Source organism: Streptomyces sp. NBC_01089, assembly GCF_045162975.1.
GTDB lineage: Bacteria > Actinomycetota > Actinomycetes > Streptomycetales > Streptomycetaceae > Streptomyces.
This window is the reverse complement of the sequence record NZ_CP108660.1, coordinates 2,838,238-2,857,195: the sequence shown is the minus strand read 5'-3', so window position 1 is coordinate 2,857,195 and position 18,958 is coordinate 2,838,238. Positions and strand designations below refer to the sequence as shown.

The window sequence follows — 18,958 nt, the reverse complement described above, 5'->3', positions numbered from 1 at the left end:
CAAGCTCTGCGAGCAGGGGGTCCCCCCACTCGGCGTGCCGGGCGGAAGTCCTCGTACGGGGCCGTACTCGGGCTTTCGCCCGGTGCGGCGAGAGTGCGTGCCGGGCTGGGGCCGCAGGGTGCGTTGACAGGCACGGGTGGCATCTTTCCGCTTGATGGGACGAGGGGGTGGAGCGCCGGGTCCACCGGAGGGTCGGTGGGAGGCGGCATGGTGCTCTCTGGCTCAGGCGGAGCGGCGCGTGCTCGCTGCTGCTGTGCTGGGGGACGTCTTGAGGCCCGGGGCCAGGCCGGCGGTGACGAGGCTGAGGACGGCGATGGCGTAGAAGGCGATGCGGTAACCGTCCAGGACTGCCGTGCTGCCGCCGTCAGCGCTGCGGCTGGTGACGGTGGAGGCGATGGTGACCAGGATCGCCAGGCCCAGCGCGGCGCCGAGCTGACGGCACATGTTGATCAGCCCGGAGGCGACGCCGGCGTTTTGCGGGTCGACACCGGTGGTCGCTGCGACGATGGCCGGCATCATCGTCAGACTCGTACCCGCACCGACCACCACGGTGGGAAGCAGAAAGTGCATCACGTAGTCGAAGTGAGCGGGAAGCTGTCCTACCCAGACCAGCCCCACGGCGGCGATGATCCCTCCGATCACCACCAGGCGGCGCGCTCCGATGAGCGGGATCAGCTTCTGCGAAAGGAGCACTCCGACGCTGATGACCATGGCCATCGGGAGCAAGGACAGTCCGGTTCGTACGGCGCTCTGGCCCAGCACCTGCTGCAGATACAGGGACAGGAAGAACAGTGGCGCGGTGATGACAGCACCCATGCACAGAGTGAGAACGTTGCCCATACGCACGTTGGGGATGGAGAAGATCCTCAGCGGCACCAGCGGATTGCTGCTGCGGCGCTCAATGCCCGCAAAGGCCACGAGGAAGAGCACGCCGGCCACCAGGGCAACGATCACCCGGGGCGCGCTCCACCCTGAGTCAGGGGCGGCCGAAACACCGTAGACGAGAGCCGCGGCCGCGAGCGTTACGGTGATCGCGCCGGGCAGATCGATCCGCGTACGCCGCTGCCCGGACGGGGTCGGGGCCAGATACACCAGGCCGGCGATGAGCAATCCAGCGCCGACCGGCACGTTGACCAGCATCACCCACCGCCAGCTGGCCTGGGCCAGTAGCCCGCCGACCACGATGCCGGCGGCTCCGGCGCTGGATGCCGCGACACCCCACCAGGTCATCGCGCGCGTGCGCCGGCCGGGCTCGGTATGACTGGCGGTGATCAGGCTCAGGCTGGAAGGAGCCAGCGCCGCCGCTCCGGCCCCCTGCACCGTTCGGGCGGCCAGCAGCATCCAGCCCTCCTGCGCCAGCCCGCCCACCAGCGAGGCCAGAGAGAAGACGACCAGACCGATCTGGAAGACACGACGGCGCCCGTACAGATCGCTCGCCCGTGCGGCGAACAGCAGCAGACCGCCGAAGGCGACCAGATAGCTGTTGACCACCCACTGCTGCGCAGATGTCGACAAGCCCAGACCCGACTTCATGGACGGAAGAGCCACATTCACGATGGAGGAGTCCAGCACGACCATGAACTGCGCCACGCACGCCACGGCCGCTACGGCGCCAAGTGCTACTCCGTGCTTGGCGACCCCGTGCGAGTAATCGGGCGGTGCGGTCGCGTCGGCATGGGGGACGACAAGCGGACGGTGGGGCATGATGAGGCTCCTCACAGTTCCGGATAGGCTGTCCGCCAACTGTAAAGCGATTCCGGATAGGCTGTCCACTTGAGGGTGGCGGGTGCCGTCCGAGCAAGCGCTGAGTGGGGACTGGGTAGGGAGAGGTCCATGGAGGCAGGCAAGACGGCGTTCCCCAGGCGGCGGGCCGCCGCGGAACGCAACCGCGACAAGATTCTCGACGCGGCCCGAGAGGCGTTCGCCGACCCCGCACCCGAGATCTCCATGGCAGAGATCGCCCGCCGGGCCGGAGTGGGCATGGCCACGCTGTACCGGAACTTTCCCGGCCGCCAGGAACTGCTGGAAGCCCTCTACGCGGACGAGGTCGACCAGATCTGCGCCGCCGCCATCACCGAGCCCGGCCAGAGCCCCGAATCAGCACTCGTCGCCTGGCTGCGTCTGCAGATCGCCTTCATCCCGCACAAGCGGCTCATCATCAGCGAGCTCCTGGAACACACGGAAAGAGAAGGGATCGCCACGCACCGCGCCCGGGCCATAGACGCAGGGCGCCACCTGCTGGCCGCAGCTCAGGAGGCCGGACAGATCCGCGCCGACCTCGCCATGGAGCAGATCTTCGACCTGATCGTCGCCATCGCCAAGATCAACGAATCACCCGGCTACCTGCAACCACTCTTCGAAACCGTCCTCGACGGCCTGCGCGTCGAAGCGACGTGAGGAGCCGGAGGAGCCCGTGTAGTGCTCGGACGGGAACTGACACAGCCACGCAAGGCCCGCCGCGAGAACTGGACTAGGGCGCGTCCGGGGTCCGTTCCCGCAGGAGCTGGAGGAAGGCCCGGGTCGCCGGTGACGCCCCCGAGGTGCGCCACGCGGCCTGTACGGACCGGGGCGGCACACCGGTCAGCGCCACCGTGCTCACCCCGCGCATACGGGCGGCCGTCGGGGCGGAGACCAGCCCGGTGCCGAGGCCGCGCGCCACCAGCTGCTCCAGCAGCCCCATCGCGTCCGCCTCGAACGCGACCGTCCGGACGATCCCGGCCGCGGCGAAGGCGGCGTCGTTGTGGCGGCGGATCCCGGAGCCCGGCGGCATGTCGACCATGGGCTCGTCCGCCAGCCCGGCCGGACCGACCCGGGACACCCCGGCCAGCCGGTGGCCGTGCGGGACGATCGCGACCAGCTCCTCGTGCGCGAGGACCCGCACGTCGAGCCCGGCCGTGCTCTCCGGCCTGCTGTCCACGAACGCGATGTCGCACGTGTGCTCGCGCACCTCCCGCAGCAGGTCCCTGACCAGCCGGGCCCGGAGAGTGACCCGTACCGCCGGATACCTGTCCCGGTAGGCGGCGAGCAGATCCGGCAGGTCCACGGCGGCCAGCGGGGTGATGGTGCCGATGCTCAGCCGGCCGCGCACCTCGCTGCCGCACGCGAGCACTTCGCCGCGCGCCCGCTCCACGGCCGCCAGGGCTTCCCTGGCCGGGCCCAGGAACGCCTCGCCCGCGGGCGTGATCTGCACCCGGCGGCTGGTGCGTTCGAAGAGGCGGCTCCCCAACTCCTCCTCCAGCCGGGCGATCTGGTGGCTGAGCGCGGACTGCACCACGAAGCACCGGTGCGCGGCGCGGGTGAAGCTGCCGGTCTCGGCGACAGCGACGGCATAGGTGAGCTGGCGGAGTTCCATCGATTCATCGTGATACGAGATCGCTGTCATGGCAACCATCTGTTGGACTCATCATCGCTGCTCGGCCAGCATGAACGGGAGCCCAGACCCGCCCCGCTCCGCGAGTGCTGTGAGACAGCCCGCGTACGAGCGCTCCCCGGAAGGAAACGGACGTGGCTTCCTCCCCGCCCCCCTCACCGCTGCCCCCGTCCGACATCGCGGACCCCCGTCCTGGCGCCGACACCACCGACGGCGCGGGACGCGGCACGCTCCTGCTGATGTCGGTGGCCGTAGGGCTGTGCGTGGCGAGCAACTACTACGCCCAGCCGCTCCTCGACACCATCGCCCGCGATCTGCGTCTGTCGTCCACCGGCGCCTCACTCGTGGTGACGGTCGCCCAGGTCGGCTACGCCCTGGGACTCGTCCTGCTGCTCCCGCTGGGCGACCTGCTGGAACGCCGCCGCCTGGTGTGCGGGCTGACCCTGGCCACGGCCTTCTCGCTGGCCCTGACCGCGACCGCGCCCAACACCGGACTGCTCCTGGCCGGCACCGCGCTCACCGGTCTCCTCTCGGTGACGGCGCAGGTCCTGGTGCCGTTCGCCGCCGACCTGGCGGCCCCGCACCAGCGCGGCAGGGCCGTGGGTACGGTGATGAGCGGCCTGGTGCTCGGCATGCTGCTCGCCCGTACCGCGTCCGGCGCACTGGCCACCGTCGGCGGCTGGCGCACGGTGTACTGGGCCGCCGCCGTGGCGATGCTCGTCCTGACCGCCGCACTCCACCGGGCGCTCCCGCAGTACCGGGGAAACGCCGGGCTGAACTACCCGCAGCTGCTGCGCTCCACCGCCCGCCTGCTGGTGGAGGAACCGGTGCTGCGGGCACGGGCGTTGATCGGCCTGCTGGCCTTCGCCTGCTTCAGCGCGCTGTGGACCTCCCTCGCCTTCCTGCTGTCAGGACCCGGCTACCGCTGGTCGGACGCCGAGATCGGACTGCTCGGCCTGGCCGGGGCCGCGGGCGCGATCGCCGCCCAGCTGGCCGGCCGGCTGGCCGACCGCGGCCGGACCACCCTGACGACGGTGGCGAGCGCGCTGCTGCTGCTCGTCTCCTGGGGGCTGCTGGCCCTGGGGGCGCACAGCCTGGCCGCGCTGATCGCCGGAATCGTGCTCCTCGACCTGGCGCACCAGGGCGTCCACATCACCAACCAGTCGCTGATCTACGCACTGCGGCCGGACTCCCGGGGCCGCATCACCTCCGCGTACATGACCTGCTACTTCGTCGGCGGCGCGATCGGCTCGGCCCTGGTCGGCGCGGTCCACGCACACGCGGGCTGGAACGGGGTGTGCGTACTGGGCGCGGTGATGGCGGCCCTGCTCTGCCTGGTGTGGGCGTGCAGCACGCCCAGGGCGCGGAACTGGGGGCGCGGCCGCCCCCGGCTGAGGGCGCTGTGGGCGGTCACCGCTGCCGCGTGCATGGGGATGGCCGTACTCCTGCTCATCGCCCTGGCGATCCGCCTCCCCGGGTGACGCCTCGGGAGTGCGGTGCCGGGCGGTTCCGCTGACGGGCTCTCCGGGCATGAACTACGGTGCGTAGCTGGGGCGTTACGGGAAGAGCCGTCCGAGCGGGACGGGCGCCCCGGAAGGAGCGCCATGCCGCAGCGACGCCTCGTCACCAGCCGCAGCCAGGAACCGCGCCGGCGGTTCGCGGAGGAGCTGAGGAAACTACGCGCCGAACGGGGCCTCACCCTGCGGCAGTTCGGTGAGCGGCTCGGCTGGGACTACTCGCTGTTCGGCAAGATGGAGAAGGGCGAGACGCTGGGTGGGCCCGAAGTGATCCAGGCCCTGGATCATTACTTCGGCACGCAGGGGATGCTCCTCGTTCTGTGGGAGCTGGCGTCGAAGGACCGTACACAGTTCCGCGAGCGGTACCGGCAGTACATGGCTCTGGAATCGGATGCGACGAGCCTGTGGCACTTCGCGGTGAGTGTGCTGCCAGGACTGTTGCAGACACGCACCGGGGTACGCGCGGGAGGTGCTGGCGGCCGGTGGGATCAGAGAGCCGGAACTGACGCAGCAGGTTGAGGCTCGGATGGGGCGGCGGGAACTGCTGGAGGGAGCCGAAGCTCCGCCATTCCGAACGATCCTGTCCGAGGCAGTACTGCGCACGCCGCTGCGTGACCTGGGCGCGTGGCGGGCCCAGTTGGAGTACTTGGCGGAAATGGCGGAGCGGGACAATGTGACCGTTCAGGTGTTGCCGTTCCTGGCGGGGCCGTATGGGCTGGACAGCACCGACGTCTGGTTCCTGCGTCTGCCCGGTGGACGTACCGTGGCCTACACGGAGAACGCCTACCGAGGTGAACTCATCGAAGAGGACGGGCCTGTCGAGCGGCTGCAACGTGCTTACGATGCCGTACGTGACTTGGCCTTGTCCCCGGCCGATTCGCGGAAGTTCATCCTGCGTATGTTGGAGGAAGTACCGTGCGATCCCTCAACCTGAGCGCCGCGAATTGGCGTAAGAGCTCCTACAGCAACTCCGATGGTGGTGCGTGCGTCGAGGTCTCCGACGACTTCGCCACCGTCGTCCCCGTCCGCGACAGCAAGGTCCCGCACGGCCCCGTGCTCGCGTTCGCCGCGTCCGGCTGGGGTTCATTCGTCTCTGCCGTGAAGCGCGGTGACATGCGCGGCTGATCAGTGGTCGGTGCCCATCCGGCCGCGTGTTCCGCTGCCGCCGAAGCGGGCCGGGGCGCCCCCCGCCCCGAGCACGATCCCGCCGAGCACCGCGCCGGCCGCGCCGTCGCCCGGATCGCCGCCGTGCCGGCTCGCGTAGGTCCGTACGTCCTGCTCGGCCAGGTACTGGGCCTGCCCGGCCAGTGAGCCCGCCTGCTGGGCCCCGGACAGGGCGCCCCGCGGGTCGGTGCCGGCGTGGCTGCCGGACTCCTCCAGGTGGCGCCGCGCCTCCGACAGCCTGGTGCGGGCCTGGCGGCCGACCGCGCCGCGGTGCGTCGTGATGTAGTCGGCCGCCGCTGCGGTCGTGCAGCGCGCCGTCAGCATGGCGGCTTCCAGGAGTTCGGCGGCCCTGCGGGGGCCGGGAGCGTTCTTCGCCAGTGCCCCGTCCAGCGACGCGTCCGCCTCCGCGACCCGGCGCAGCGCGTCCACCGGGTCGTACGGCCCCAGCTCCCGCTCCTGCCGTACGCCCGCCGCGACCGCCCCCGCCCTGGCGATCCGGCTCTGGAAATCGGCCCCGGCGGCCCCCGCTGCCGTGGCGGCGGGCAGGGCGCGGGCCTCCGCCAGGTCCGCCTCCGTCTCGGTGAGCGCGCCGGTCAGCCGGACCTCCGCCTCGGCCGCCTCCCGGGCCATCCGGTCGACCGCGTCGATGAGCGTGGCCGCCTGGTCCACCGCGCTCTCCGCCGCCCTGATGTGCAGCGCGGCCCGCGCGTGATCCCCGGTGTCCACCTCCTGCCGGGCCCGGTTGAGGCCGTTCGTCGCGAAGAGGAGCCGGTCCCTGGCCTGTTCGACGTTCCCGGCGACCGGCGCCGATACCGAATCCGCGTACCGCTCCCGCAGCGCGGCAAGCGTGGAAGCAGCAGCTCCGGTCCGCCCCGCGACCGTGCGGAAGGCGCTCTCCGCCGCCGCCAGCTCCTGCGGCGCGTCCCGTTCCAGGGCGCGCAGCCCGTCGAAGCCCGCCGACTCCTCGTCGAGCCGCCGCCCGGCCTCCGTACACCGCGCGACGATCTCCTCCAGCAGCTGCCGCCTGGCCGTTCCGCCCTCGGGCGACGAGTCGTCGAGCTGCTGGCTGAGCCGGAACGCCGTCGCCAGCTCGCTCCTGGCATAGGTCAGCGCCGCCGCGTACGGCTCGGCGGCCCGGTCCCCGAAGCGCGCGGTGGCGAGGCCCAGTTCCTCCGTACTGGTGTGGACGGCGTCATCGGTCGCCACCAGCAGCTCGCCGGCCTCCGTGTCGAGCCGCGCCGTCGCGATCCGCTCGGTGCCCGCGCCGGTCCAGCCCTGCTGCTGTCCGCTGCCCGCGGGGGTGGTCCTGGTCTCGGCGCGCCGCCTTCTGCGGGTGTACGTGTAGATCGCCAGGCTGCCGACCACGACCACCAGCGCGAGCGGCACCAGCAGGGCGCCGTCGCCCATGTCGACTCTTCTGCCGGGGCCGGACAGGTCGAGCGCGTGCACCTGACCGTCCGCGTGCGCGGCCGGTACCGGCGCCACCAGCAGGAACACCGCGATGAGCGCGGCGGCCCGAGCGGCGAGACCGGCGCTGTGCGGCCGTGCGGGTGGCTCGTGCGGCGTCACATGGGGGAGCGTATGACCGTCCGGGGCACCCCGCGACCGCAGCTACGCTGTGGGGCCTACCCGTACTAGCTCGTGGGGGGCATGGGTGCGAGTACGTCACTGGGACGCCCGGAACTGGCCAGTCCGGAACTGGACCGTCCGGATACGGCGCGCGGTGGCCGGCCTGCTGATCCGGATCGCACCGCACGACAGACCGGAGCGAGGCCCGGAACGCGAGCCGTCGCGAGGGCGGGTACGAAGACCGGCGCGCGGTCCGCTGCGCACCTGGCTCCGGCGGGCCGCACTCGGAGCCGCCGTGCTCGTCCTCGTCCCCGTGCTCACCGCCGGCATCGCCCTGCGCGCCGACTACGCGGGCGACTACCGCGACGGCACCCGCACCCGCGGCCGTGACGCCCTCTGGCTCGGCCACGCCTGGGTCGACGGCCGCAAGAAGGACAGCGACGTGGACGCCCTCGCCGCCCGGCTGCGGGGAACCGGCCTGCGGGACCTCTATGTGCACGCGGGGCCCTTGGAGGACGACGGGACCCTGCCGCCCGCCCGGTACGCCGGGGCCAAGTGGCTCATCGGCGCCGTGCACCGCGAGCTGCCCGGCGTACGCGTCCAGGCATGGCTCGGCGACCAGCTGGCCACCGAGAGCCCGGACGGACTCGACCTCACCCGGGCCGCCTCCCGCACCGCCGTCGTCGGCTCCGCGCGCGCGATCATCGACGCGGGTTTCGAAGGGACGCACTTCGACCTGGAGCCGCTGCACTCGGGCGACCGCGACTATCTGGCGCTGCTCGACCGGCTGCGCACCCTCACCAGGGCCCGGGGCGTCCTGCTGTCCGTGGCCTCCCACCAGATAGACCCGCTGCCCGCCCTGCACACCGTCGTGGGCGCGCTCAGCGGGCACCCCAAGTACTGGTCGCAGGCGTACTTCGGTGAGGTGGCCCGGCGGGTGGACCAGATCGCCGTCATGTCGTACGACACCGCGCTGCCGCTGCAGAGCCTGTACGGCGGCTATGTCGCGGAGCAGACCGCACTGGCCGTCGAAGTCACCCCGGAATCAACCGACGTGCTGATGGGGCTGCCCTTCTACCACGAGACGAAGCCAGGACACCTCGCGTCCGCCGAGACGGTCGCGGCGGCGGTGCGCGGGGTACGGCTCGGGCTCGGCAGGAAGGACCGTGACCGGGAGCACTTCGGGGTCGCGCTGTACGTCGACTTCGCGGCGACCGACGCCGACTGGACGGCGTACCGGAAGGGCTGGAGCTGAGGGACGGGCACCCTGGCTGCGTAGGTCAGAAGCAGGGACGGTTGTCGACACGTTCTGGGAACGACCACGGGTCGACGATCGCGAAGATGTTGATGAGAAGTAGGAACAGCGCAGCCGCCGTAGGCGGCTGCGGGCTGGACCGCTGGGGATTGTCCATGGGGGATGATCCCCTCATGGACAGAGTTGTTGATCTCGACGAGGTGGCTGTCGTTCTGGCTCAGCGGACGGCGGGCTGGACGTCGGCGGGCCTTGAGGTGGGCCAGGCGACGTGGAGGGATGCGGAGGCTTCCTGGCCTCAGCCACTGGAGACCGACAGGGCTCGGGTTCGTGATCCGGACTCGGTTGGCGTGGTCATATCCGGTCCGGCGGAGGCCGTGCTGTCGGTTGTGCTGTTCCGTGGTGGCTGGGCCGATGTGGACTTCGTCGCTGACCTTGACGACGCTGGTTGCCTGCCGGCCTCGGGGATTACCTCGCCGTCGGACTTCAGGGCCCGAATGGATCAGTGGGTCACTCTTGTCTTCGGGAGCCTTGGCAGCGGTGGATGAGGGCTGCGTCGCCTTGCTCACGTGGCTGCCTGCTGTTCAGCCCGAGCGCGGGTGGTGGCGAGGCGGTAGGAGTCGGTGCCGGTCTCGATGATGTTGCCGCCGAAGGTGAGGCGGTCGACGATGGCCGCGCAGAGGCGGGGGTCGGTGAAGGTCTTGGTCCAGCCAGGTGTGGGAGAGGCATGGGCAAGAGGCAGCGGGACTGCGTCGGCTGCGGGGCGCCGGTCGGCTTCATCGACCGGCAGCACTGCTGCCGCTGCACGGCCCGGATGAAGGACGAGGCTGCCCGCGCGTCCTGCCCTGCCTGCGGGAGGTCACGCGTCCTGCAAGCTGACACCGGACGGTGCACCACCTGCTCGCGGACCTGCGCGGGCTGCGGACGCCCGGTCCGCTCGCCGACCGCAAGCCACTGCGGGATCTGCCGACGCGAAGCCGACCGGCAGGCCGCGAAACGGGTCTGTCCGCACTGTCGGCGGCCTGGCTTCCTGCAGGCCAGCACCGGATGGTACGGCCACTGCTCGCGCCAGCGGCAGACCAAGCAGCCTCCGCGGCAGTGCGCCGGCTGCGGCCAGGTGCGGCGCCATGCCGGACTCGGACTCTGTTCGGCCTGCTGGCAGAAGCACCCCGACCGACCCTTCATCGCCGCCGAGAACCTGGCCGCACGGCTCGCCGAGCCCGTGCCCTGGCTGGGTGACTTCGCCGGTCATCTCGCCGAACGGCACTGCGCGAGTCGCGCCTGCACCATGATCAGCACTCTGGGCAGGCTCTTGGAGGACGAACAACCCAACCACCCCCAGGCCCTGCTGGACCGAACCCGCCGCCCCAGCCGGTCGATGGGCTCCCTCGCCCGCGCGCTCGAAGGCTTCTTCACCCAGCGCGGCCTCGCCCTTCCCACCGACCAGGCGCAACGGCTCGCCGCCGGACGCCGCCGACGCCGCATCGACGCCACCCCACTCGCGCTTCGACCGCAGGTCCAGGCGTTCGCCGAGTCCATGCTGCGAGCACGCGAGCGCGCTCTGAAAGCCAGCACCCTGCCGCGAACCGACAGCACCATCGACGCGGCCCTGGCCATCGTCCGCGACACCTCGCCCGTTTCCTGACCGCCACGCGCAACAAGCAGGACTGGGCCCTGACCGACGTCCACGACGTCGAAGCCTTCCTGGCGACCATGCCCAAGGCCCGCCAACGCCGACTGACCGTGCTGCGACAGTACTTCCGCTTCGCCCGATCCCGCAGGGTCGTGCTCATCGACCCCACCCGGGGAGTGAAGGCCGAAGGCCCATCGGGATTTAGCGGCACCACCGTCGCCGTCGACCAGCAGCGCCAGCTGTTCCGCCGCTGGACCACCAGCACCGACGCGCACCCGCACGAGGCACTGCTCGGAATCCTGGCCCTCCTCCACGCGGCCTCCAGCAGCGAGGTCCGGCTCCTGCGCGTGGACGACCTCGACCCCACCAACCGCACCATCCGCCTGGGCAAACGGCCGCATCCGGTGCCCATGGACCCGGCCAGCTGGTCGGCACTCCAACGCTGCCTGGCCCACCGCGCGGACCAGCACACCGACAACCCCCACGTGATCGTCACCAAGATCACCAAATCCGGCCGGGCAGCGGCGTCGACCGCCTACGTCAGCCACATCCTGGACCCCTGCGGCGTTCCTCCCCGGACTTTGCGGTGCACCCGCCTGGCCGACTTGGTGAACACTCTCGACCCCGAACTCGCCGCCGCTGTCCTCGGCATGGACCCCGAAGGGGTCATGATCTACCTCGCCGACCGAGTCGATCCAGGCCGCGAAACGGATCTGCCCACGCAACGGCGAACGTGATCTGTTGCACGGCATGCCGCAGTTCCTTGGAGGCCGCTGATCCTCAGGCGGACAGCCCAGGTCAGAGATAAGGCGATCGTGGTGCGACCGCCTCCTGGTAGCGTCCCCTTGTGGCTTGATCTCAGGCGCATCCCGCCTGCAACGCATGAACCAGCGCCGTAGTCTACGGCGACGTCTTTCGCATGCCTGGAGATCAGCTTCTGATGCCATCCCACGACGCCCCTGGGCCGTCCCTCATTCCTGAGCGCACCGACCCGGAGGCTGCGCGCCTCGTACTGGCCGACGCCAACCGCACGCACGGCACCACCTATCACCTGGCGAAGCCGTTGAACGGCGGCTTCCAATCCGGGACCTGGCTCCTTCGCAACGGCAGGAATGAGGACGCAGCCGCCGTCCTTAAATGGTCTCCCCACCGGAAATCGGCACCGCAGATCCTGCGGGCGGGCCGCGCGGTGGAGCGAGCCCGAGCAGCCGGCTATCTCACTCCTGCCTGGCTCGCCGCCAGCGTATCCGAGCTCGGGTTCCCGTACCACATCCAGCAGTACGTGCCAGGAGCTCGCCTCGCCGCCTCAGGGCCGAGGTCACCGAACGGCTCATCCCTGTGCTGGAGCACCAGCGCGGCCTGGACATCGATCCCCAGCACTGCTGGTCGCAGTACGCACGCGACCGACTGGCCGGCGGATGGGATCACGCGCGGAAGGCCATGGCCAGTCCAGGCCCGCAGGGGCTCGGGTTCGTCGCGTCCATCGACGCGCTCTTCACTTCCTTCGGGCAGGTCGAGCTGCCGACCGGAGACCTCGTGCACGGCGACTTCCGGCTGGACAACATCTTGCTCGGTTCCAACCGAGTGGCTGCGGTTATCGACATCGAAGCGCTCGGCAGTGGTACCCGCGCATTCGACTACGCAACGCTGCTGACCGTGGACGATGTCGATCCAGCGGGCTGGGAACTGACACGGCTCGCCGGCGAACAGGTCGCCGGCCCAGGCGTATTGGCGCACTGCTTCGCTCTGGTGGCTCTCGACCTCGCGGACTTCGTCCGTCAACGTGTCCCCGAACGGCTGCCCTTCATCCTCGGTCCTCTGAGAGACCGGGCCGAGGCCCTCTTGCCTTGACCCGCCTGATTTCTGCAGGCCGGCTCGGGCAGGTGTCGCGGCAGACCGCCACGCCATCGGCATGCCGAGATATCGGCACCGGACGACGCAGGCCGAACCTGTGATGTTTCGGGTGGCGCCGCGGGCGATGAGCCTTTCGTGGCGGGCGACTTCTTCGCGGCCGTCATAGACCACCAGCTCGGAGGCGTGGAGCATGACGCGGACGGTCCGTCCGATCAGCCGGACCGGGACCGAGTAGCGGTTCATCCGGACGCAGATCTGGCTGTAGCGGTCGATCCGGGGAGTGGAAAGCCGGCCCGTCTCGAAGGGATCTTCCGGCAGCGGCGCCAGCAGCGGCTGTTCCGTCGCGAAGTACTCGCCGATCGTGTGAGTCCGGGAGCGGATGCGGCGGGCGTCGTCCTCCTGGTCCCATCGGTCGATCATCGCGTTGAGCTCGGCGAGCCTGTCGACTTCGGGGACCGGAACGAGGTGGTTGCGGCGGAACCAGCCGATCTGGCCCTCGACTCCGCCCTTCTCGTGGGCGCCACGGATGCCGGGCTGGCAGTAGAAGGCCTACAGGCCGTAGTGCGACCGGAAAGCGGTCCAGCGTTCGGCCTCCACCCGGCGCCGTGAGAGCCCCAGCACCTGGGCGACGGCAGCTCTAAGGTTGTCGTAGCGGACCTTCCCGGTCGGCACTCCGCCCAGCACGTTGAGAGCGTGAACGTGGCCCTCGAAGAACGCCTCCTGCCCCGCCGAGGCAAAGACGCTTCTCTGCACTAACCAGCAGCGTTGGGTGAGTGGCTCATCCGCTGATGAGCTCATAACGGGAGTGAGCGTCCATGCGCGACGCACATCTTCACTCTCAGCTCCGCCTTGTTCGACCGGTCGCTATGAGAACCCAGCTCTATGGACCGAGTGAGATCGACTGGCAGGGGAGGGCTTGGTCCACGGACCATCAACGGCGGCGTGCGGTCAGCAGCCAGGCGAGATCTATCACCGCGATCGCTCCCCAGATCCAGCAGACGACGGCGCTTTCGCCCGGCGCCAGAGCCGTGGCAAGCGCGCCCAATCCGACTGTGCCCAGCACTAGCCTGGTGCTCCGCCTCAAAGCCAGTGACGCGCGCAGTGGCCCCGGTTCGGCCAGCCTGTCCGCCAGGTAGGCATCGAACGCCTCCGCGACCTGATCGTCGATCTCGTCCCGCATCTGGGCATCCAGTGATTCAGACATGGGCGGCCACCCGTAGCACCGCAGTTGCCTGAACAGAAGCCACCACCGGTGGCCGCAGCGCGACAACAGCACACAATGCCGCCAGGGGGAGTTCCAGCGTGCACGCCAATGCCAGCGAGAGGACGACATCGTGTCCAGCCGTCATGACGTCGAACCATGCGTCGACCAGCAACAACACCGCTGTCGCGATTGACGCCAGCGGCGCCCGGTGGTCACCACGCCGGACCAGCACCGCCGACGTCAGCAGGCCGGCTATCTCCAACGCATCGAAGCCGACCCAGACGACCCGCCAGTGCTGTGCCGGATAGGGGTCCGGCAGTGTCGTCCACAGCACCACTAGCCATGGCACCAGCGCCAGCCCTGCGGCCAGTAACAGCCTCCCGACCAGGTTATTTCGCATCTCGACCCCCGAGCCTCCCGGCGCCTGCTGGCGCCCTCGTGAACCAAAGTAGCTATTGCAGAGGTATTCTGCAAATAACCTCTGCGATGGCTGCAGAGAGTCTCTGCAGTACGCTGGTCGGCATGGTCGAGCGCCCCGAGAAGAGAGTGCTCACCGGCCCGGACCTCAAAGCCTTCTATAAGGCACTGTCCAACCCGGTGCGCCGCGACATCCTGAGCTACCTCGGCGAGCATGGCGAAGCGAACTCCACCAGCGTGGCCAAGGCCCTCGGTGAAAGCACCGGCACCACCAGCTACCACCTGCGCAAACTCGCCGACCTCAAGCTGATCGCTGAGATCGAGGAGCGGTCCACCGGCCGGGAACGCTGGTGGAAATCACTCATGACGGACATCTTCACGCCGCCGGGCCTGGAGCTGACGGTCGACGAACGCGAGGCCGCAGTGAAGATCGGCGCCCTCAAGATGACCCATGACCTGAACCTGGTCGTGAGCGCATACACCGGGTACGACTCCTCCGCAGGCTGGAACCAGATCTACCGCGCCGGATTGCGCATGAGTAAGGAGCAGGTCGCCACGTTCGTCGAGGAGTACCAAGCGCTTCTACGCAAATACCTGACGGGACCCGGTGACCACCCACCCGACTCACGGCACATGGCCGTACGCCTGGTAGTTGTGCCCGACGAGGGCCCCCGGCCCACCCTGCCGGACGACGATTAGCGCCGCACCAGACGACAGAATCCTGGCATCGAGGTCAGCCCAGGGCAGTGACGCCGCCCTCGCCTCGGCCGGCTTGGGCTCGCAGGCGTTCGGCCTGCTGTTTCTTGTCGGTGATGTGCCGCAGGCTCTCCTGCAGGCCGGCGACCTCGCCGAGCCACTGCATCCGCTGGGCCTCTCCCAGGCGCTGGCGGGTGTTGGTCTCGATCTCCAGCAGCCGGGGCTCCTGGGCCAGGTCCAGCCGGAGCATGGGGCACCTCACACAGGCTTATCCGAACTAACCCAGCATGAAGACGGGTTGGGGTTCCAGGCCGCGCCCACCACAGAACGTAGTGGTGGACAAGTTGGACGACCGGGCCCTGCCGGGCGTGTCGCGAGTCCAGGAGGATCACCCCTCTCACTTGGCCTGCGTCCCGGCGAGACCCTGGCAAACAGGAAGACGTGGAGGAAGAGCGGACATAGCTCAACGCTCGCTGGAGTAGGCGGGATCGGCGGTTCGTCAGTCGGCGACATCACTGAATATGTGGGGAACGGTGTTACTTGCCCAGTTTCTTGGCCAGGGCGGCACGCCGGGCGAACATCTCGTCCTTGGACGCAGCCATCTCGCGGAGGGCTGCCTTTCGTTCCCGCTGGGCAAGCCGGTCCAGATACAGGTGACCATGAAGGTGGTCTGTCTCGTGCTGCAGGCACCGGGCGAAGTACCCTCTGCCTTCGATCACGAGCGGCTTGCCGTTCTTGTCACGGCCTCGCACGACAGCACGGTCGAGGCGGGGCACCACCCGGTAGGGGCCGGGAACGGACAGACAGCCTTCGGATTCTTCGACCAGCCTGCGCTGCTCGGTCGGCACCTCGTCCAGGACGGGGTTGGCGATGTGCCCGACGTGACGCACCCCCCACTCGTCCGTAATGTCCCACATGAACAACTGCAGGTCCACGGCGACTTGGTTGGCGGCAAGCCCCGCGCCCTCCGCCACCTGGTTCGTAGCGAACATATCGTCCACCAGCTGTGACAGCTCCGGCGTACCGAACTGCGTGACCTCCCGGCACCGCTGCCGCAGAATCTCTTCCCCGACGAAGGTGATGCGGCGCACCGAACCCCGTTCGACCTCCGGCGCGAGCCGCGGATAGGAATCGACGGGTTCACCCAGCACGCGCACCCGGTGGTCCTGCGAGGTGTCACCGAACCCAATAGCCATGAAATATCAACGCCTTCCGCACATGCCTCAGTCGGCCAGGGCTGAGGCCCCGGCCGGCCCGCGGCCCAACTTGACCGAATGCTTTGCAAAGTAGCACCCTTTGCAAAATGAGCGATGAAAACCGTCAAGCCGCGTCCACGGACCCACTGCCGCATCGCGCCCGGCAGCAACTTCCCGACCATCCCGTGCGCGTCGCCTTGCTGGACCTGCTCGCCGAGATCGGCACAGTCACGTCGACCCAGGCCGCCGCCCGCCTTGGCCACAGTTCCGGCCTCTGCTCCTTTCATCTGCGCCAACTCGCCCGGCATGGCCTCATTGAAGAAGCGCCACACAACGGCGGCCGGGCACGGCCGTGGCAGTTGCGCTGGGCGTCCTCAGATCAGTCCGACCGGGAAGCGCCGGAAGAGTTCGGCGCGCTCGCGCGTGGACTGGAAGATGAGAGCTATCAACATTGGCTGGCTCAGCGAGAGCAGGCGCCGAGCGAGTGGCAGCACGACGAGTCCTTCAGCGCCGTGATTCACCTCACTCCAGCGGAAATGGCCGAACTCGCCACGTCCATCCGCTGCCTACTGGCTGACTATCGCGAACGGGACCAACGACCCGCCGCGCGGCCGGCAGGCACCGCAGCCGTAGCTGCGGTCACCCGGCTGTTCCCCCTCCTTGGTCGGTGAGCCTGCCGGCAGCCGTGCGGATGTCGGGCATGCCGAGGTGGACGGTGGACGGCTGGGCTGCACGGTCGCGCATGGCCTCCAGCTTCTGCGCGGCGGCGGCCATGGTGGTCTCGATGGCGGCGACCTCGCCGATCCAGCCCTGGTCCTTGGCCTCCTGGAGGCGGTCGACGAGGTTGGCGTGGATCTCCTGGAGGCGTGGCATCTGGGCCGGGTCGACGAGCAGTAGGGGACATCTGACACAGGCGTTTTCATGCTGGCACGGGGTCGCGTAGTCGCGGCCGCAGGTCCCCAAGGCAACCTTGCGCAGTTCGAAGTGGGCCAGGAACTCGTCCCACTCGGTGGCGGTGAGCTCGCGGTACTCCTCGCTGGGCCGCTCGGTTCTGCGGCGGGCAATGAAGGCCCGGTGATGGGAGATCACGTCCTCCGGGTAGATCGCGGCATAACCCATGGTGGTGTCCAAAGCGGTGTGGCCGCAGATCTTCGCCGCGATGTGCGGCGGCAGGCCGGATCGGATGGCGTCGGTCACGAAGATCCTTCTGAAGTCATGGGGGCGCCATTCGAGCGGGTCGCCGGCCAGGGTGATCTGGGCGGACTGCGAGGTGGCGACCAGGCACTCGCGGATGTAGCTGCGGGTCAGCGGCCGGTCCTCGGTGCCGTACCGGCGTTGGAACAGGAACGGCATGGGCGGGCTCCAGGTCTGCTCGAAAACGTCGTAGGCCGACACCAGCGGCAGGGCGGCGTTCCCGGCCCGGACCCGGAAGATGACCGCGGTCAGCACCTCCGCCAGTTCCGGGGAGACCAGCAGCAGGCGCTCCGCATCGGTCTTGGACGGGGCGACCTGCAGCATCGGCACCACCTCGCCGGTGGTGGGCAGGGTGTAGGCGATGAAGCTGTGGTGGGTGAGCTCCAGCATCTCCTCGATCCGGATGCCGGTGTGCCGCAGCACCTCCACCGTCGCCCAGGACCAGAACGCCGCCTCCTCCTCGTGGGTCAGGTTCCGCCGCCTGCCGGTGGCCACCTCGGTGACGTAGACGCGGCGGGCCTGACCGGGCCCGCAGCGCTCAAACTCCTGTCCGGCGACGAGGAACCGATCTCCGGTCGGTGTCGCGCGGGCCGTGGTGATGCGGGCCATGGTGTCCTTGCGCTGCCGGTCGACGGCGCGAAGCAGGGCGGGCAGCAGCGGCAGTTGGGTCCTGGTTCGCTGGTCCATCCGGGACTTGACCCTGGCCTTGGACTTCTTCGTCGCGCACTCGTTCGCCTTGATCGGACACGGCGCGACCCAGGGTGCCCACCGTGCCGGATCGTCGGCGGCCCAGCGGGCGATGTCCTGGTAGAACGCCCGGACGAACACCAGCTCGCTGCGGAAGTTCACCCGCGGCCGCACCGGGTGGCCCTGGAGGTCACGGATGAAGGCCAGGCGTTCCTTCCACGCCTGCGCGACCTCAGGTGTCAGCCGCAGCGAGTCGATGCCGGGATGGTGGATCTCCAGGTCGCGCCAGAACAACCGGCACAGGTTGCGGGCGATGGAACGCAACGAGACGTGGTCGAGCTCGGGAGCCCGCTCGGTGAAGTACTCGACCAGCAGGTCACGGACGGCCCGGCATTCAATGCCGTACGCGTCGACGATCTGCTCGACGCTGCGGCGGCCCTCGATGCGAAGTGCCCGCAGCCGCAGCGGTGCGCTGGCCGGGAGCACGCCGGTCTCCTTGAGCAGGACGTAGAACAGCGGCCGGCCCGCGCTGCCCCGGAAGTGGTGTTCCTCCAGAGCGGCAGTCAGCTCGATGCAGTCGCCGACGGTGATGTCGCTGACCAGGCCGCCCTTTCGGATCACGATCCAGGTGAGCTTGTTCAGCGCGTCGGACCTCGCTGTGGCTGTCGCATGCTGAGCCAGCTGTTCGAGCCGCTGGAAGGCATCGGGGTCGCTGGCGGCCCGGGACTCGGCGAGCATCACCGTCACGCGCTGCCGCAGCAACCACGGGTAGCTGGGGCGGATCGCCTGCCCGGCGACCAAGAGCACCAGTCCCGTGGCCAGTTCATCGCGCCAGTGGCTCTTGGGCGTGCCGCGTGCCTGCAGGAGCAGATCGGTCCACTCGAAGCCGGCGTCGTCCGCCCCGCTGGCCATCCAGCGATCCTGCCAGGTCTCTCCGGGCTGGCCTTCGAGCCAGTCCAGCAGCTTCCCCAGGCCCCGTCGCCGGGTCTTGTCGCGGGTCAGGCCCGCACCGGGGTCGGTGAACAATCCCAGCAGCCGCTGGACCAGGCTCTCCCGGCTCTAACGGGTCTGCCACCAGCTCGCTTCGCCGACTCGCGGTTCCCACTCCAGCGCTTTGTCTACCTCAGGTGACTCGACGGTCCTGGCAACGTCGACGTTCGCGGTCGGGTTCACCGGCTTTCGCCGCCCGCAGCCGAGGTACCGAA

The 18,958-nt window shown here is 69.5% G+C and carries 18 protein-coding genes and 3 pseudogenes; 11 read left to right on the top strand and 10 right to left on the bottom strand.

Annotated elements, in window-relative coordinates; genetic code table 11:
* Positions 1-222 precede the first annotated feature (222 nt).
* Positions 223-1,704 (bottom strand): MFS transporter, encoded by a 1,482-nt coding sequence (locus tag OG510_RS12550; RefSeq protein WP_406136851.1) that lies wholly within the window; start codon positions 1,702-1,704, stop codon positions 223-225.
* 129 nt (positions 1,705-1,833) lie between these two features.
* On the opposite strand from OG510_RS12550, the gene OG510_RS12545 reads away from it, so the two are divergent.
* Positions 1,834-2,397 (top strand): TetR/AcrR family transcriptional regulator, encoded by a 564-nt coding sequence (locus OG510_RS12545; RefSeq protein WP_406136850.1) that lies wholly within the window; start codon positions 1,834-1,836, stop codon positions 2,395-2,397.
* Between the two features lie 73 nt (positions 2,398-2,470).
* Here the strand turns inward: OG510_RS12545 and OG510_RS12540 are convergent, their stop codons facing one another.
* A complete protein-coding gene (locus tag OG510_RS12540) occupies positions 2,471-3,352 on the bottom strand; it encodes a LysR family transcriptional regulator (RefSeq protein ID WP_406136849.1) in 882 nt (293 codons plus the stop codon).
* A 152-nt stretch (positions 3,353-3,504) separates the two neighbouring features.
* On the opposite strand from OG510_RS12540, the gene OG510_RS12535 reads away from it, so the two are divergent.
* The 3 genes and pseudogenes from OG510_RS12535 (at position 3,505) to OG510_RS12525 (ending at position 6,012) form a co-directional block, all read left to right on the top strand.
* A complete protein-coding gene (locus OG510_RS12535; RefSeq protein ID WP_406136848.1) occupies positions 3,505-4,851 on the top strand; it encodes an MFS transporter in 1,347 nt (448 codons plus the stop codon).
* A 123-nt stretch (positions 4,852-4,974) separates the two neighbouring features.
* A pseudogene (locus OG510_RS12530) lies at positions 4,975-5,821 on the top strand (helix-turn-helix domain-containing protein).
* Positions 5,803-6,012 (top strand): DUF397 domain-containing protein, encoded by a 210-nt coding sequence (locus OG510_RS12525; RefSeq protein WP_406136847.1) that lies wholly within the window; start codon positions 5,803-5,805, stop codon positions 6,010-6,012. The pseudogene OG510_RS12530 and the gene OG510_RS12525 overlap by 19 nt, the downstream one beginning before the upstream one ends.
* Here OG510_RS12525 and OG510_RS12520 read toward each other — a convergent pair whose 3' ends face one another.
* Positions 6,013-7,620, bottom strand: a complete 1,608-nt coding sequence (locus OG510_RS12520) for a TPM domain-containing protein (RefSeq protein WP_406136846.1) — start codon at positions 7,618-7,620, stop codon at positions 6,013-6,015.
* 163 nt (positions 7,621-7,783) lie between these two features.
* Here OG510_RS12520 and OG510_RS12515 point away from each other — a divergent pair, with 163 nt between their 5' ends.
* Both OG510_RS12515 and OG510_RS12510 read left to right on the top strand, forming a co-directional pair.
* Positions 7,784-8,875, top strand: coding sequence for a hypothetical protein (locus OG510_RS12515; RefSeq protein WP_406142376.1), 1,092 nt, complete (start codon positions 7,784-7,786; stop codon positions 8,873-8,875).
* A gap of 173 nt (positions 8,876-9,048) precedes the next feature.
* The gene (locus tag OG510_RS12510) at positions 9,049-9,420 is read left to right on the top strand and encodes a hypothetical protein (RefSeq protein ID WP_406136845.1); all 372 of its coding nucleotides are present in this window, start codon (positions 9,049-9,051) and stop codon (positions 9,418-9,420) included.
* 17 nt (positions 9,421-9,437) lie between these two features.
* On the opposite strand, the pseudogene OG510_RS12505 reads toward OG510_RS12510, so the two are convergent.
* Positions 9,438-9,584: pseudogene (locus OG510_RS12505) on the bottom strand (ATP-binding protein); the annotation flags it as partial.
* A 405-nt stretch (positions 9,585-9,989) separates the two neighbouring features.
* Here OG510_RS12505 and OG510_RS12500 point away from each other — a divergent pair.
* The 3 genes from OG510_RS12500 (at position 9,990) to OG510_RS12490 (ending at position 12,356) form a co-directional block, all read left to right on the top strand.
* On the top strand, positions 9,990-10,517 hold the full coding sequence (locus OG510_RS12500) for a hypothetical protein (RefSeq protein WP_406136844.1): 528 nt from the start codon (positions 9,990-9,992) through the stop codon (positions 10,515-10,517).
* A gap of 68 nt (positions 10,518-10,585) precedes the next feature.
* Positions 10,586-11,242, top strand: a complete 657-nt coding sequence (locus OG510_RS12495) for a hypothetical protein (protein WP_406136843.1) — start codon at positions 10,586-10,588, stop codon at positions 11,240-11,242.
* A gap of 400 nt (positions 11,243-11,642) precedes the next feature.
* Positions 11,643-12,356: a phosphotransferase gene (locus OG510_RS12490; protein ID WP_406142375.1), complete on the top strand. Its 714-nt coding sequence runs from the start codon at positions 11,643-11,645 to the stop codon at positions 12,354-12,356.
* 123 nt (positions 12,357-12,479) lie between these two features.
* Here OG510_RS12490 and OG510_RS12485 read toward each other — a convergent pair.
* From OG510_RS12485 to OG510_RS12475, 3 genes and pseudogenes are all read right to left on the bottom strand, one after another.
* Positions 12,480-12,779 (bottom strand): annotated as a pseudogene (locus tag OG510_RS12485) (Mu transposase domain-containing protein); the annotation flags it as partial.
* A 511-nt stretch (positions 12,780-13,290) separates the two neighbouring features.
* Positions 13,291-13,563 carry a hypothetical protein gene (locus tag OG510_RS12480; protein ID WP_406136842.1) on the bottom strand — a complete coding sequence of 91 codons (273 nt, stop codon included), beginning with the start codon at positions 13,561-13,563 and terminating at the stop codon, positions 13,291-13,293.
* Entirely contained in the window at positions 13,556-13,963 is a 408-nt protein-coding gene (locus OG510_RS12475; protein WP_406136841.1) for a hypothetical protein, read from the bottom strand. The genes OG510_RS12480 and OG510_RS12475 overlap by 8 nt, the downstream gene beginning before the upstream one ends.
* A gap of 122 nt (positions 13,964-14,085) precedes the next feature.
* On the opposite strand from OG510_RS12475, the gene OG510_RS12470 reads away from it, so the two are divergent.
* Positions 14,086-14,679: an ArsR/SmtB family transcription factor gene (locus tag OG510_RS12470; RefSeq protein WP_406136840.1), complete on the top strand. Its 594-nt coding sequence runs from the start codon at positions 14,086-14,088 to the stop codon at positions 14,677-14,679.
* A gap of 34 nt (positions 14,680-14,713) precedes the next feature.
* On the opposite strand, the gene OG510_RS12465 is transcribed toward OG510_RS12470, so the two are convergent.
* Both OG510_RS12465 and def read right to left on the bottom strand, forming a co-directional pair.
* A complete protein-coding gene (locus OG510_RS12465; protein WP_406136839.1) occupies positions 14,714-14,926 on the bottom strand; it encodes a hypothetical protein in 213 nt (70 codons plus the stop codon).
* A gap of 286 nt (positions 14,927-15,212) precedes the next feature.
* Entirely contained in the window at positions 15,213-15,872 is a 660-nt protein-coding gene (def, locus tag OG510_RS12460) for a peptide deformylase (protein ID WP_406136838.1), read from the bottom strand.
* A gap of 107 nt (positions 15,873-15,979) precedes the next feature.
* On the opposite strand from def, the gene OG510_RS12455 reads away from it, so the two are divergent.
* A complete protein-coding gene (locus OG510_RS12455) occupies positions 15,980-16,543 on the top strand; it encodes a helix-turn-helix domain-containing protein (protein WP_406136837.1) in 564 nt (187 codons plus the stop codon).
* On the opposite strand, the gene OG510_RS12450 is transcribed toward OG510_RS12455, so the two are convergent.
* The gene (locus OG510_RS12450) at positions 16,512-18,779 is read right to left on the bottom strand and encodes a tyrosine-type recombinase/integrase (protein WP_406136836.1); all 2,268 of its coding nucleotides are present in this window, start codon (positions 18,777-18,779) and stop codon (positions 16,512-16,514) included. The two genes, OG510_RS12455 and OG510_RS12450, sit on opposite strands and share 32 nt — an antisense overlap.
* Positions 18,780-18,958 lie beyond the last annotated feature (179 nt).